10 protein-coding genes are annotated in these 15,589 nt (G+C 50.7%); 7 read left to right on the top strand and 3 right to left on the bottom strand.

The genetic code is table 11. The features are described from left to right. Window positions 1–12: 12 nt before the first annotated feature. Both P771_RS0101240 and P771_RS18055 read left to right on the top strand, forming a co-directional pair. On the top strand, window positions 13–1,587 hold the full coding sequence (locus P771_RS0101240; protein WP_028573699.1) for an ABC transporter substrate-binding protein: 1,575 nt from the start codon (window positions 13–15) through the stop codon (window positions 1,585–1,587). 2 nt (window positions 1,588–1,589) lie between these two features. After that, window positions 1,590–4,400, top strand: coding sequence for a hybrid sensor histidine kinase/response regulator (locus P771_RS18055; protein WP_051617027.1), 2,811 nt, complete (start codon window positions 1,590–1,592; stop codon window positions 4,398–4,400). Here P771_RS18055 and cysC read toward each other — a convergent pair. Then, window positions 4,376–5,008, bottom strand: coding sequence for an adenylyl-sulfate kinase (gene cysC, locus P771_RS16035; RefSeq protein ID WP_035243761.1), 633 nt, complete (start codon window positions 5,006–5,008; stop codon window positions 4,376–4,378). The two genes, P771_RS18055 and cysC, sit on opposite strands and share 25 nt — an antisense overlap. A gap of 14 nt (window positions 5,009–5,022) precedes the next feature. Continuing rightward, window positions 5,023–6,327 carry a nucleotide sugar dehydrogenase gene (locus tag P771_RS0101225; protein ID WP_028573698.1) on the bottom strand — a complete coding sequence of 435 codons (1,305 nt, stop codon included), beginning with the start codon at window positions 6,325–6,327 and terminating at the stop codon, window positions 5,023–5,025. Window positions 6,328–7,121: 794 nt separating this feature from the next. Between P771_RS0101225 and P771_RS0101215 the strand changes: the two genes are divergently transcribed. After that, window positions 7,122–7,973 (top strand): Wzz/FepE/Etk N-terminal domain-containing protein, encoded by an 852-nt coding sequence (locus tag P771_RS0101215; RefSeq protein WP_028573697.1) that lies wholly within the window; start codon window positions 7,122–7,124, stop codon window positions 7,971–7,973. A 122-nt stretch (window positions 7,974–8,095) separates the two neighbouring features. Here P771_RS0101215 and P771_RS18875 read toward each other — a convergent pair whose 3' ends face one another. Further along, the gene (locus P771_RS18875; RefSeq protein ID WP_153304073.1) at window positions 8,096–8,257 is read right to left on the bottom strand and encodes a hypothetical protein; all 162 of its coding nucleotides are present in this window, start codon (window positions 8,255–8,257) and stop codon (window positions 8,096–8,098) included. A gap of 278 nt (window positions 8,258–8,535) precedes the next feature. Here P771_RS18875 and P771_RS18050 point away from each other — a divergent pair, with 278 nt between their 5' ends. From P771_RS18050 to P771_RS0101175, 4 genes are all read left to right on the top strand, one after another. Next, window positions 8,536–10,221, top strand: a complete 1,686-nt coding sequence (locus P771_RS18050) for a glycosyltransferase family 4 protein (protein ID WP_051617026.1) — start codon at window positions 8,536–8,538, stop codon at window positions 10,219–10,221. A 1,021-nt stretch (window positions 10,222–11,242) separates the two neighbouring features. Further along, complete coding sequence (locus tag P771_RS0101190; RefSeq protein ID WP_028573695.1) at window positions 11,243–11,788, top strand: ORF6N domain-containing protein; 546 nt, start codon at window positions 11,243–11,245, stop codon at window positions 11,786–11,788. A gap of 1,129 nt (window positions 11,789–12,917) precedes the next feature. Continuing rightward, window positions 12,918–14,309, top strand: a complete 1,392-nt coding sequence (locus P771_RS0101180; protein ID WP_028573693.1) for an ATP-binding protein — start codon at window positions 12,918–12,920, stop codon at window positions 14,307–14,309. 379 nt (window positions 14,310–14,688) lie between these two features. After that, window positions 14,689–15,093: a GxxExxY protein gene (locus P771_RS0101175; protein WP_028573692.1), complete on the top strand. Its 405-nt coding sequence runs from the start codon at window positions 14,689–14,691 to the stop codon at window positions 15,091–15,093. Window positions 15,094–15,589: the final 496 nt, after the last annotated feature.

Genomic DNA, 15,589 nt, shown 5'->3' with positions numbered 1-15,589 from the left:
CAGGTGAGACCATTGAAAAAGAATTCAGCTGTATGGATCCTCTGCATGTTCCTGGTCCTGCCGGCTTTGCCGGTTCAGGCCGGGTCTGATCCCCAGCAGACCCTGATCATGGGCAGGAGCGTCCGGCCCGTCAGCCTGGACCCGGCCCTGGCCAGAGACAGGGAGTCCTCCCAGATCAGCAGCCATATTTTTGAAACCCTGGTCAGGGTTGAGGACAACGGGACAGGGCTGGAGCCGGGGCTGGCCCAGTCCTGGGCTGTCACTCCAGAAAAGGGGAGCTGGATATTTTTTCTGCGGCCGGGAGTTTTTTTTCATGACGGAACAGAGTTTGACGCTGAAGCTGCAGCCTTTTCCCTGGCCAGACTGACAGATCCGAACCATCCTTATTTTCTGGAAGACTCAGCCCTGGAGGCTGGAATCAGAAAAAACATCCAGAGGATCAATGTCCTGGACCGGCTGACTCTGCTCCTGGAGTTCCATGATCCGTCAGACTCGGTGTTAAGCGATCTGGCTCATCCCGGGACTGCCATGGTCAGTCCCGGGGCTGTGGAGAAACATGGCCCGGACTTCGGCTCCAGTCCCGTGGGCACCGGCCCCTTCAGGCATGTCCACGGCCTGGACAGGGGGGAGGTCATCCTGGAAAAAAATCCATCCTTTTGGGGTCCGGCTCCCATCCTGGACCGGGTAGTGTACAGATTTTTTCCGGACAACATGGATCGTTTCCTGGCCTTTAAAAACCAGGATATCCACGTGCTGGACGGAATCGAACCTACAGATATGCCCCGCCTGACCAGGCTGGCGGATATCCGTCTGTTCACCAGACCCGGCATGAGCACATCCTTTCTGGTCATGAATGTTGACAGGCCGCCCCTGGACAATATCCTGGTGCGCAGGTCCATAAGCCGGTCCATCAATAAGGAGGGCCTGGTTAAATACCTTTATCAGGGCCACGGAGTTCCTGCCTCTGGACTGCTTCCCCCGTCCATGGAGGGCTTCCGCCAGGATCTGGAGGGCAACGGGTATGATCCGGCCGGGGCCCGGGAACTCCTGATGGAGGCAGGACTGCCAGGGAGTTTTAAGGCTAATCTGTGGGTCATGGATTCGGCCAGACCGTATCTGCCCAGGCCGGTGGAAGCGGCCAGGCTTATTAAGGCAGGCCTGGCTGAATCCGGAATTCAGGTCCAGATCATGGCCATGGACTGGGTGTCTTTTGTGCAGGGCATAGTTGAAGGCAGGCATGACCTGGCCCTGCTGGGCTGGAGTCCCCAGACAGGGGATCCAGTTCATTTTCTGGATTCAAACCTGGGTCCGGACAATACCACGCCAGGCAGGGCCACCAATGTCACCTTCTGGCAAAGCCCTGTAATGGGAAGACTGCTGGATCAGGCCAGGGCCAGTCTGGACTCGGGGGAACGAACCCAGCTCCTTTACGCCATGCAGGAATTGATCAGCCAGGAAATTCCCCTGATTCCCCTGGCCCATCCCAACCTGGTAGTGGCTGCCCACGGAAACGTGACAGGGATCATTGTCCAGCCCAATGGCATTCTGCGGCTCCATTCTGCAGCAATCAAGCCGGTTGGAGAGTAAGGGTGATCAGGGATTTTTGGAAATACTCCAGGAGGCTGTCCATTCGGACCAGGCTGTCCATCACCCTGGTGCTGGCTGTTATCATCCCCATGGCCCTGGTCAGCCTGGGGAGCATGCACATGTATGTAGAGCGGGACCGGGAGGTGCTGCACCAGGACCTGCTCAATTCCCTGCACAAGGCTGAGCTGGTTCTGATCAGGCATATCAGACAGGCTGAAACCCTGGCCCAGCATCTGGCGACAATTGTCAGAACCATGCCTGAGGAAGAGATTCAGGGTTTCCTGGATGCCTCCCGGGATTTCTGGTTTTTGGGCCTGGTGGAAGTGTTTGACAGGGACAGGGCTCTTCTGGGCCGGAGTTTTGCTCAGCAGGCAGGTATTGATGAATATTTTCTGTCCAGGGCTGATCCCTTGCTCAAGGAGGTCCTGGAACTCAATGTCCAGACCGATCTGCGTCTGCTGGGCAAGGGCCTGGCTGTCCAGTCCGCAGTTCCAGTGATTGAGCCCGGGACCATGGAACCCGTGGGAGCGGTGGTGGTCACCTTTCCGGTGACGGTCCGGTTTCTGCAGTCAATCAAGGAGCAGGTTCTGACGGATTTGAGCATCATTCCTCTGTCCGGACAGGGCCTGATGGTCAGCACCCTCCAGGATGAGCAGGGTGTTTTTGTGACCCGGTTCTGGAGGGATGAACCAGATCAGTCTGCCCTGGACCGAAACAGGGGGCCTTTTTACAAACAGCTGGCCGGCAGCCAACTGGCCGTAGCCTATTCAGACCTGAAAAGCAGCCAGGATGAATCCCTGGCCCTGCTGGCTGTAAGCCTGGACCCGTCCATAATCAGCCAGAACATATCTCAAGGAATCAGGTTTATTACCCTGAGTTCCATGGCCGCCTTTGGTGTGGCCCTGCTCATGGGTTTTGTCACAGCCGCTTCATTTATCAACCCGCTAAGAAGATTGACCAGCAGTGTTGGTTCCGTGGCCCAGGGTGATCTGCACCAGAGGGTGGACATCAACAGGAAGGACGAGCTGGGTGAGTTGGCCGGAGCCTTTAATGAAATGACCTCCAGACTGGAAAAAAAGCATCAGGACCTGAACCGGGCCATTGAAGAGAAAAATCGATATTCAGCCAGACTGGAAGAGAACAGGATCAGGCTTGAGGAATTCAACCGGGAGCTTGAAGAAACCGTAATCAACCGGACCCGGGAGATTCTGGATAAAAACAGGGCGCTGAAGCAGGAAGTTCTGGAACGGCAGCGGACAGAGGCCAGGCTGGCCATGGAAAAGGAGCAGCTGGACGTTACCCTGCGCTCCATCGGGGACGGGGTCATAGTCACGGACATCCGGGCCAGGGTGGTGCTGATCAACCCGGCGGCTGAAGAGATCATCGGGGTCACAAAGGCTGACTCAGAAGACCGGGACCTGGAAGAAGTCCTGCAGACCCTGGACGTCGATGCCGGCCAGCCTGTTGAAAACCCGGCCCTTCAGGCCCTGGCCGCAGGCGATGTGGTTCAGATGGCTGGAAACACCAGGATCATCCATCAGGACGGTCAAGAGGTCTTTGTGGCCATCAGTTGTGCCCCTATCAGAGATTTTCAGGGAGATATCAAAGGGAGCATCCTGATCATCAGGGATGTGTCTGGACAGCGCAAAATGGAACAGGACATGCTGAAGATCCAGAAGCTGGAGTCTCTGGGTCTGATTGCCGGGGGACTGGCCCATGACTTCAACAACATCCTCACAGCCATCGGCAGTCACATCAATCTGGCCAGGATTCATCTGCCCCATGGACTGGAAAATACCCTGGCCAAACTTGATCAGGCTGAAAAGGCCTGCTTGCGGGCCAGTGATCTGACCAGGCAGCTTTTGACCTTTGCCAAAGGCGGTGCTCCGGTCAGGCGCTGGGTTTCTCCGGGAGATCTGGTCCGTTCATCAGTAGAGTTCATTCTGGCCGGGACCAGGGTCAAGCCGGATTTCACCCTGCCCGAGGATCTGTGGATGGTTCATGTTGATCCAGGCCAGATCAGCCAGGTTATCAACAATCTGGTCCTTAATTCGGTCCAGGCCATGGAAGATGGCGGAGCCATCCAGGTTCAGGGGACCAATCTGGATCTGACCGGAACCCAAAAGGATATCCCTCTGAAGCCCGGCAGGTATGTGACTCTGTCTCTGACAGACAGTGGTGAGGGTATTCCGGAGGTTAATCTTTCCAAGATATTTGACCCCTATTTCACCACCAGGGCCACTGGCACAGGCCTGGGCCTGTCCATTGTCTACTCCATTGTCAAGCAGCATGACGGCCATGTCCGGGTCTGGTCTGAACAGGGCCGGGGAGCAACCTTTACCCTGTATCTTCCTGCCGGGGTTGGCCCGGAAATCCAGGAACCAGGGCTGGATGACCAGGATATGAAGGATACTACGGCCCGGGTCCTGTTCATGGATGATGAGGAGATGATCAGGGAGTCTGTGCAGGAACTGCTGCAGGCTGAAGGGTTTGAAGTAGATGTGGCAGCCCATGGACTGGAGGCTGTGGAAAAGTATGAAGCAGCCCTGAACCAGGGCCGGTCTTATCAGGTGGTGATCATGGATCTGACGGTCCCGGGGGGTATGGGAGGACTGGAAGCCATGACCAGGCTCAAGGAGATGGATCCGGGGGTCAAGGCAGTGGTATCCAGCGGGTACAGTCATGATCCGGTCATGGCTGGATATCTGGAATACGGCTTTGTGGAGGTCCTGGCCAAACCCTATCCATTGACAGAGCTGATCAGGGTCATCCGCAGGGTGGTCAGGGATCAGAGTTCGGCTGGCTGCCCCTGATTTCCGGATCCAGGGCTGTCCTGGGCGTTAAGCACAAAGTTCACCACCTGATCCACGCACTCATCCAGGGAGCAGTTATGGGTTTCCAGAATCAGGTCCGGGCTATCCGGCTCTTCATAAGGAGCTGAAATGCCGGTGTAGTTTTTAATCTTGCCCTGCCTGGCCAGCTTGTAGAGTCCTTTGACATCCCGCTGTTCACAGACTTCCAGGGGACATTTGACATAGACTTCAAAGAACTTGGCACAATTGATCAGGCTTTTGCAGCGGTCCCGGTCTGCCTGCAAAGGCGAGATAAAGGCGGTCAGGCAGATGATTCCGGCATCCAGAAAGAGCTTGACCATCTCGGAAATGCGGCGCAGGTTCTCAGCCCGGCCCTCAGGGGAAAAACTCAGGTCACTGCAAAGCCCCTGGCGGACATTGTCTCCGTCAAAGACATAGGTCAGCCGGCCCAGCTGGTGCAGCCTTTCCTCAACTGCATGGGCAATGGTGGATTTGCCTGATCCGGACAGGCCGGTGAACCACAGGACCATGCTTTTCTGGTTAAGCAGATCCTCCCTGCGGCTGCAATTGATATTTCCCCGGTAAGGGACGGTGTTGGGACACTTCAAGATTCTGCCTCCTGCTAGGCCCTGAAGATCAGGCCGGGTATTTCCTGGAAAAAGCCTCTGGTGTCCAGGACCGGGGTCTTGAAACTGGTGGCCTGGATGTCCCGGTACTGGTCATGGGCAGTACATAGAATGATCAGGTCGTATCCGCTGATGTCCACAGGCACGGATTTTCGTCCTGCATAACGGGCGTATTCCCTGGACGGCTTTATTACCGGGACAAAGGGGTCGTTGTAGAAGACTTCTGCTCCCTTTTGTTCCAGGAGTTCCATGATCCGGTAGGTGGGGGACTCACGGTCATCATCTACATTGGCCTTGTAGGCCAGGCCCATGAGCAGAATGCGGGAGTTTTTCAGGGGTTTTGCATTTTCATTAAGCACTTCCGAGGCCCTCTGGACTACGAAGTAGGGCATGGAGGTGTTGATTTCACCGGCCAGTTCAATGAACCTGGTGGCCACATCATACTCCCTGGCCTTCCAGGTCAGATAAAAGGGGTCAATGGGTATACAATGTCCGCCAAGGCCTGGTCCAGGATAAAAGGGCATGTATCCAAAGGGCTTGGTGGAAGCGGCCCTGACCACCTCAAAGATGTCGATGTCCATCTTCATGAAGGCTGTCTTAAGCTCATTGACCAGGGCGATATTCACGCTTCTGAAAATGTTTTCCATGAGCTTGACTGCTTCTGCCGTGCCAGTGGAAGAGACCGGAATGACCCGGTCAATGACCTTGCCGTACAGGGCCAGGCCCACTTCCAGGCAGTCCACAGTGGAACCGCCGCAGACCTTGGGGATGGTCCGGGTGTTGAAGTCCGGGTTGCCCGGGTCCTCGCGTTCCGGAGAATAGACCAGATAGATGTTCTGCCCCACCACAAAGCCCATCTGCTCCAGCCGGGGTCTCAGTTCTTCTTCAGTGGTCCCGGGATAGGTGGTGGACTCCAGGGAAATGACCTGTTCATGCCTTAAGTGGGGCAGGATCTCCTCCATGGAAGAAATAACATAACTTAAATCCGGCTCCCGGTGCTTGTCCAGGGGGGTGGGTACGCAAAGGATCAGGGCGTCAGCCTCTGCAGCCCTGGAAAAGTCGGTGGAGACCTCAAGGGTTCCGGCCTGGACCGCCCTGGCAATGGGCTGGGCCGGGATGTGCTTGATATAGCTCTGACCCTCCAGGATCATGTCCACCTTGTTCTGGTCTATGTCCAGCCCCAGGACCGGATATCCCACTTCCAGGTAGCGAAGAGCCAGGGGCAGTCCCACATAACCCAGGCCGATGATCCCGATCTTGGCCTGACCGCTGTTCAGCTTTTCCAGGAGTTCATGTTTCATGGCGATTATTCCTTTTCTTGATGTATCGGCAAAAAAGAGACCTGATGATCAGCTTTAGTCATTCAACTAGGATGCTCATAATAAAAATGACCTGATTGTACAAGAATAAAGAGTGAACTGATGGCTCGGGTAATGGGGCTTAGGCTTGTGCCATACATTGGCCCGAATTTCATGCTACTTAACAAATGGCTCTTGAGATGTCCTTCTTGGTCCTGAACCCAGGGAATTTTGATCCTGAATTGAAGCGATTTTTCTTTGTCATTGTGAACCCGGCATCCATCTGAACCGGTAGAAACCCCATCTGTCCAGTGATAGGGTACAGATGGGTGAAAAGAGGTCAGAGCGAAACTATAACGGCTGAATACTGCTTGAAAAAAAACTTGAATATTTTTAAACAAGGCTCCTGGGATTCACATGTTCATGCCAGGGAAGTAAAGCCTAAAATCATACAAACGGCTTGGTTGGGATTTCTCTCGCCACAGAGACCGGGAAAAGGTATTTTTTCATTCCCACTGGTTGCAGGAATGAAATTAGGGCCTCTTCCCTGAGGCGAGCAGGTTGTTCTATATACCCCGGCTTGATGGATATGAATACTATATCTCTTTCCCGGGTTTTTATTTTTTCTGTCCTGCAGCCCCAAGCCTGGACAGGTCAAATAAGAGGGTTCTTTACGCAACAGAGAGGACTCTTTGCTTAAAATTACGTTTAAATTTTTTGGTCAAGACTAGAGACAGGCTGGCAAACAGTTCTGAATGATGCCGGGACTGTAACTTGCTGCCAAATCAGGAGCAGGAATGGAAAAATCGGGAACTCGGATGACATGTAAGGAAAACTCAGGACCAGTCAGTTATGATGATGAAATCGACCTGATGGAGCTGGTCATGGTGTTATGGCGCAGGAGGTGGCTGGGAGTCATGATCTTTGTCCTGGCTGTTGCAGGGGCCGGGGCATACCTGGCTGCTGCGCCCAGGATTTATGAAGCAGAAGCCAGAATCATGATCGGCCAGATTGATGAAAAATTTTTTGCTGGTCAGTCAGGGGGTGTGACCCTGATGGAAGACGGGGTCAAGCTCTCTTCCCGGCTTGCAGAGTCTGCCTCTGGGCTGGCCATGGAAAAGGCTTTTCTGGCTTCTGCCGGTCTGGAAGGCAGAAGCAGGAATAATTTTGCCATCAAGGTGCAGGGAAGGGATCAGGACCAGGTGTATCAGCTGATCCAGAGCTTATTGAATCAGACCCTTGAAGAGCATCAGGATATCTTTGACCGCCTTATAAAGCCTCACAGGGAGAGGCTGGATTTTGTTCGCCAGCAGATCCTGCTGGTCCAGGAAATGCTGGACTCCATTGCTGAGTTTGGATCGCTCTCAGGTCCGGAAGCAACTCTGGCCTACCTGGAAAAGAGCCGTCTGCTAACAGAGCTGAGCAGCCTGAACGGGTTACAGGTGAATTTTGAACTGGGTCTGGATCCAGTTCGCGCTTACCCCAGTCTTGTCCTGACCATGCCGGGTTATCCAGAGCAGCCAGTTAGTCCAAGGGTCCATCTTGTCCTGGCGTTGTCCATGGTTTTAGGCGGGATGCTGGGCATTTTCGGGGTCTTTCTGGCTGAGTTCGTGTCCAATGCCCGAAAGAGAATCAAGGACGGGCCTTAAACCAGGGTCCAGGTTTTTATTCTGCCTGGCCGGCTGAAAAGACTGGGCCCTTCGACGTTAGCCGTGGGTTTTGGTCAAAACCACTGATTAATGTCCAGGAACCAGAATAATTAGCCTTCTTATCAGCGTGAATCAGGGCAGTCAGCGGCAAGAAACTCTTTTCTTTGTCTTTGATGTGTTAAGAACGAAGCCCCAGAAAAATCCGGCTGCAGATCACGCAGATCTTTGCTGATAAGAAAGGTTAAAATCTCTTTTTCCCTGTCTTTTATGTCTTGAGAAATCAAGCCTTCCTCTTCAGGATGTCTGCCTTGTCCAGGCCCCTGGATGTATGAAAGACCTGGATCTTGGTACTTTGGTACTTTTTAATTTTCCTGCTCTGGTCTGTCCCTGATCATCCGGTGGAGAGGGATAAGCCAAAATTTAGGTTCCTGGTCCATTGTAATCACACTTAAGATGAAATATGCAATGGCTATGTTGGGAACACAAAAGTCATTTGTCTTAGGAAGGCTTAAGATATGGTCCTGGCAGTACGTTTTCCAGCTCAGACAGGGAAGCGAAAGCCGTGATTGACCAGGTCCAGTCCCTGCCTGGCGCAGTTGCCCTGACAGTTGTCTTTTTTTCAAGCCTCTGCCTGACCCTTGTCCTTAGTCCTGTATCGGTCCGGGTGGCTAGAAAAATGAACGCAATTGACAGACCCTGCTCCAGAAGGGTCCATAGGGGCTGCGTTCCCCGCCTGGGCGGTCTGGCCATGGCAGCCGCCTTTTTCCCCATCCTGGTCTTTTTTTTCAGGTGGGACTCCCATGGGGCGGCCTTTATCTGCGGGGCCGGCCTGGTCTTTCTGGCCGGAGTCATGGATGACCGGTCCGGAATATCGCCCAGGAGCAAGTTTCTGCTGCAGGTGGCTGCGGTTAGTGTATTCATGCTTCTCAGCGGCAAAACAGTGACCAATCTGGGGGACATCCTGGGAACAGGCTCCATTGCAACGGGATGGTTCTCTCCTGCGCTGACCATAGTAGCCATGACCGGTGTTATTAATGCCTTTAACCTGTCCGACGGCCTGGACGGCCTGGCTGCGGGTCTGGCCGGCATTGCCTGCATCTTTTTTATTCCCTTTGCCTATGCCCAGGAAAACTGGAATTACCTGGTGATTCTGGTTGCCCTTCTGGGTACAATTCTGGGGTTTCTCCGCTTCAACACCCATCCGGCCAGGCTGTTCATGGGCGATTCAGGGAGCCTTTTGCTCGGTTTTGTCATGGCCTGTACAGCCGTCGTCCTGACTCAGGGGCAGGGGGCATCTGCCATTTATGACTACGGCCCGGTGACCGCCCTGATCATCCTGAGTTTGCCTGTGGCCGATACCCTGTATGTGATGTTCAGGAGGATTCTGCAGGGACGCAGCCCGGTCCGGCCGGACCGGGAACATCTTCATCACCGCCTCCTGAAGATGGGACTCAGCCATCAGCTTACGGTCAGCAGTATCTACGCCCTGATGTTCGGCATGGGCATCCTGGCCTGGTTTGTCAGGCCCTGGCCTGAATGGAGTCAGTTCTACCTGGTGCTGGGCATTTATGGATTTTTGTATCTGGTCCTTTACCTGGTGGAAAAGCTAAGTGTTAATCAGAACAGAAAGCTGACTCTTATTTTGCGGCTTGCCCCGGCATCCAGAATAGGCAGAAAGGTCATGGGCTGGACTTCCCGGAACAGCAGGCTCCTTTATCTGATCTTCTGGAGTGTTTTGTTCGGGTTGTGCCTGGCAGCCCCTGGCCTGGCCCTGGAACTGAAATACTATATTGTCTTCACCATCCTCTTTGGTCTGCTGTTTTTTTCCTGGAGAGGGAACACAGCCAAGGCCGGGATCAATCATGCAGTCCTTTTTTTTCTGACCTACACTCTGATCCTGGTTCTGAATCTTGCATTTGGTCCTGGGACCTGGTTTACCCCGGCAATGTCAGTCCTTTCCGGCGCTGCCCTGGTCCTGGTCGGAGCCAGGGTCATGTTCACCAGGCGACTCAGGGTGCTCTGGCCGGGAAGTCTTGAGATCCTTCTGCTGGGCATGGCCCTGACCGCTCCCATCATCCTGCACTACACAGTATATGTAGACCAGGAATTCAGAAGACTGATGCAGCTTGCCTTTTTTCAGACATTTCCTCTGTTCCTGCTCAACAGGGCATATCTGCGCAGGAATTCTCATTTTTACAAAAAATTCATGGTCTTTCTTGTGGCAGCCCTTGTGGTACTGATGTTCTAGCCTGGCTTATCCGGCCTGAAAACTGGTTCTTTGGTCTGGAAAATTGTTCTGGAAGAAATACAGTCCTTTTATCAGTGAGAATCAGCCCAATCAGCGTCAAAATTCTTCTTTCTTTGCCCTTGATGCTTGGAGAGTAAAGCCAGAAGGTTCCGGCCGCAGGTCTCGACATATTGATGCTGACAAAGGCACAAGCAACCTCTTGATCAGCGAGAATCAGCGCGATCAGCGGCAAAAATGCTTTTGCTTTATGTCTTCATCCTCGGCAGCAGGGCATCTATGCTCTGCGGAAGATTTCAAGGCAGAAGAGGTTTAACCGCTGATCTCGCAGATTTCCGCAGATGGAAGAAATAAGAATCTCTTATCAGCGCAAATCAGCGCCATCAGCGGCTAAAACTGTCTTTTTTCTTTGTATTTTGTATTATGTTTCCTCCAGCGGCAGCAGGACACCTATGCTCTGCGGAAGATCTCAAGCCAGAAGAGATTTAACCGCTGATCACGCTGATTGACGCTGATAAGAATAACTAAAATATCCTGATCGTTACAGGTCAGTGCTGTCAGAGATTATAGCTCTTTTTCTTTCTGTTCAGTGTGTTAAGAATGAAGCCAGAAGAGTCTGGCCGCAGGTCTCGACATATTGATGCTGACAAAGGCACAAGCAACCTCTTGATCAGCGAGAATCAGCGCGATCAGCGGCAAAAAATCTTACTCTTTGCCCGTGATGCCTCAAGAATGAAGCCAGAAGAGACTTGGCCGCAGATCTCGCAGATCTCCGCAGATGGAAGAGATAAGAACCTCTTATCAGCGGGAATCAGCGCCATCAGCGGCTAGAACTGTCTTATTTCTTTGTATTATGTTTCCTCCAGCAGCAGCAAGGCATCTATGCTCTGTGGAAGATCTCAAGGACAGAAGAGGTTTAACCGCTGATCACGCTGATTGACCCTGGTAAAGGCCAGAGGGAATGCATCTCAGGCCGAACCTGCAATAGCCTTTGAGCAGCAGAGTTAACATAGAAGGAATCAGCATGGACATGGTAAAATTCGAGCACGTTGAATCGAAAGTTTTGGAAATCCGGGGTGTCAAGGTCATTTTGGACAGTGATCTGGCGGAACTCTACGGCGTGGAGACCAAACGGATCAACGAGGCTGTCAAGAATAATCCCGACCGCTTTCCTTTGGACTACATCACTGAGCTGTCCCACAAAGAGAAAAGTGAACTGGTCGAAAATTTCGACCGGTTCAAACGCCTTAAGCACTCATCAGTACCGCCCAAGGCTTTTACCGAAAAAGGCCTGTACATGCTGGCCACGATTCTGAAAAGCCCCAAAGCAGTCCAGACAACGTTCGCCATCATTGAAACTTTTGCCAAGATCAGGGAATTCTCCCGGAACATCAAGACCCTTTCCTCTGTTCAGGACAAGGCCGAACAGCAGTCCCTGATGCGTAAAAGCGGAGAAATCATTGCCGAGATTCTTGACGATGAACTCCAGACAACGGATACGGAAACAGTCGTTGAGCTGAACTTCGCGGTGCTCAAGTTCAAGCATACGATCAAGAAGAAAGGTAAATGAGTAGCTTATGCGGGTCTGACCCCCATGCCAATACAGAAGAAGCTGGCCGCTGATCTCACAGGCTGACCCTGATAAAGGCCAGAAGGAATTCTCCTATCAGCGTAGATCAGTTTGATCAGCGGCTAAAACTGTCTTATTTCTTTGTATTATGTTTCCTCCAGCCCTCTGTGTCAATGAGAGTGAGACATTGACCATGTGAGAATTTAAGCAAGGGCGGTTAAAGTGGATTTTATGAACATATTATAAACCATTTCAAATTTTTAGTTTACACATTAAATACTATGCTATAAGCACAATGAACCAATTTAGACCATCATAGTTGATGCAAATTTTGTGGCTCAAAAAGTAATTTTTGTTTGGCAAAAAATAAGAGATTTCAGTTTTTCTAATTTTTTAGCCAAACGGTTATGTTACAAAGACAAAGACAGAGGAGTTACAAAGACAAGTAATTGGCAGTTACAAAGACAAGAAAAATGAGTTACAAAGACAAGTTTTTTTGTTGGTTTTTTATCTATTAAAATCATAATTTTTACCCAGTGGACTGGTATTAGGAAATCCTCATAGGAAATAAGGATGATCAGCGGGAATCAGCGCCATCAGCGGCAAAAAATTTCTTTGCTCTTTGCTTTTTTCCTATTCCCGGCAGCAGGGCACCTATGCTCTGCGGAAGATTTCAAGGACAGAAGAGGTTTAACCGCAGATCACGCTGATTGACGCTGATAAGAGGTTCCATTATCTGCCAAATATTTCAAGACGCCTTGCCTTTGGCATGAGTAGCAGCCTTGAGCAGGCCTTGTTTAGCAGTGTGAGGCGCAGCTGTCACCGGGCACTGATACGGAACCACTTGGGGTCACCCTATGGTCACCTTAATGGAGCCGGAGTCCCCTCCAGGGGATTTCATGGGGGTGCCAAAGTATTTTGGACCTGCCCTGAGGGCCTGTAGGTCTGACCATGAAAACCACCATTCCTGGCAGCTGCGGCTGGCTGGACGTATCCCTATGCTCAGGAACCGAGCTTTTTTTACCAAGGCAAGAGTCGATCCAGCCCAACACCGGTAAAGATAAATTTCATTATAATAAATTAAATTATAATAATTGACAGGGGCAATGTGGGTGAGTATGGTTTTGACATGACTCATTTTGTTGGCAGAAACAAGGAAATTCAATTTCTTGAGGATGAGTTTGCCCAGGACAGGGCCTCGTTGGTAATCCTTTATGGTCGTCGAAGGATAGGAAAAACCACCCTGATCAAGCAGTTCATTCAGGAAAAGAATGTTTTTTATTTTGTGGCTACAGAAGAATCAGAGCGGGAAAACAGGAGGAATTTCCAGCACGCAGTCTCGGATTTCACCCATAATCCCTTGTTGAAAAAAGATGTCCTGCTGGAATGGGATGAGATCTTTTCCGTACTTAACAAGCATCAGCCGGATAAAAAGAAGATTATTGCCATTGATGAGTTTCAATACCTGGGAAAGGCCAGGGTATCCTTTCCTTCGATTTTTCAAAAAATCTGGGATCAGATGCTGGCCGAGTCCAGGGTCATGGTCATTCTCTGCGGTTCTCTCGTGGGCATGATGGTCGAGCAGACCCTCTCCTATTCCAGTCCGCTGTATGGCAGACGGACCGGGCAGATCAGGCTGGATCAGATCGGGTTTCAGGATTATGGACTTTTTTTCAGGCAGTCCGAGGACATCAACCTTATTGAATACTATGCTGTGACCGGGGGGGTGCCCAAATATATTGAACTGTTTTCACCAGACCCGGACATTTTTCAGGCCATGGAAAAAAATATCCTGTCCAAGCAGAGTTTTTTATTTGAAGAGCCGGTGTTTTTACTGGAAAAAGAATTTGGTGAAACAGGAACCTATTTTTCCCTGATCAAAACCATTGCAGCTGGGAACAGAAAGCTGGGCAAGATCGCTTCTGCCCTGGGTCTTAACCAGTCCGGGCTGACAAAATATCTCAAAACTCTGCAGGAACTGGATCTGATTGTCAGAGAAGTTCCGGTCACGGAAAAGAATCCGGAAAAAAGCAAAAAAGGCCTGTACCGGATTACAGACAATTTTATCAGCTTCTGGTTCAAGTTTGTTCATCCCTACAGAAGCTATCTGGAGATGGAGCATACTGAAATAGTTATTAAAAAGATCAAAGATCAATTCCGGTCAAGTCATGTCAGTTTTGTGTACGAAGACATATGCAGGCAGTGGCTTATGCAGCAGGGGCTTGGGGATTTGCCGCACATTCAGCTGATCCAGGCGGGCAGGTGGTGGAGCAGGGATGTGGAGATAGATCTGTTAGGCATCAGTGAGAACCTGGAACATGCTGTATTTGGTGAGTGCAAATATACTGCAGGACCTGTGGATGCAGATGTTTACTGGCATTTGAAGGAAAAGGCCAAAAGCGTTATTTTGCCGGAGGTTTCCAAGAAGCACTATGTTTTCTTCAGCCAGTCCGGCTTTACAGAAGCCATGATGAATCTGGCTGGATCTCAGGACAATGTGCATCTGGCGACCATTGCCTGAATGGCTCGACAAAAGAACTCTTATCCTTTGCCTTGATGCTTGGAGAGTAAAGCAGAAGAGTCTGGCCGCTGATTTCGCAGATCTCCGCAGATGGAAGAAATAAGAACCTCTTGATCAGCGAGAATCAGCCCAATCAGCGGCTAAAACTGTCTTTTTTCTTTGTATTTTGTATTATGTTTCCTCCAGCAGCAGGGCATTTATGCTCTGCGGAAGATCTTAAGGACAGAAGAGGTTTAACCGCTGATTTCGCAGATCTCCGCAGATGGAAGAAATAAGAATCTCTTATCAGCGCAAATCAGCGCCATCAGCGGCAAAAAAATCTTATTGTCTTTGATCTTTGCATTTTGATTTATAAGCCATTAGCGGATAAAGATACATCATGTCTAATTATCTGTACAAAAAGGAATCCTACGCCATCATTGGTGCTGCCATGGACGTATATAATGAACTTGGTCCAGGTTTTCTGGAAGTCATTTATCATGATGCCATCAAAATTGAGCTTGCAGAGCAAGGTATACCTTTTGAGTCGGAAAAGGCGTTGCATGTATATTACCGAGGGCATACTCTGGCACATGAATATGTTGCCGACCTGATCTGTTATGACCGCATACTGGTTGAACTTAAGGCTCAAAAAGAAATTCATGATGCACACCTGTCCCAGGTCCTGAATTATCTCAAAGCCACCGGCCTGGCTCTTGGCTATGTGATAAATTTTGGAAACCCGGACAAGCTCAAGTGGCAAAGGGTGCTGATGTCTGACAACCTGATCGAAGATGAACTTTGATTTATCAGTGGGAATCAGCCCAATCAGCGTCAAAATTCTTCTTTCTTTGCCCTTGATGCCTTAAGAATGAAGCCAGAAGAGATTTAACCCCAGATCTCCATAGCTTGACGGAGATAAAGGCAAAAGAAACCTCTTATCAGCGGCTAAAACTGTCTTTTTTCTTTGTATTTTGTATTATGTTTCCTCCAGCGGAACGTGTCAATGAAAGTGAGACACATTTCACAATAGTTTAAGCAACATTCTCTTTAGTACTGGGTTTGTTGATCCAAACCTCAGAAGGAAGCTGGGAATGTTGCGGTTGTCTGTATTTGAACCTCATGGGGTTTTTCATATATGCCTTGTTCAGAACTTGATTTCTGGAGGAGATAACCTGTTCAGCCTGACCATAGTGGACTTGAGCCGGGGTTAAAAGGCTTATGCCCACATGTTTATGTTCATGGTTATACCAGGAGAAGAAATCACGGCCAAAAGAGCGTGCATCCTGAAGACAGCCAAA

The sequence above is a fragment of the Desulfonatronovibrio hydrogenovorans DSM 9292 genome (assembly GCF_000686525.1).
Lineage (GTDB): Bacteria > Desulfobacterota > Desulfovibrionia > Desulfovibrionales > Desulfonatronovibrionaceae > Desulfonatronovibrio > Desulfonatronovibrio hydrogenovorans.
This window is presented reverse-complemented; position numbering and strand designations above follow the sequence as displayed.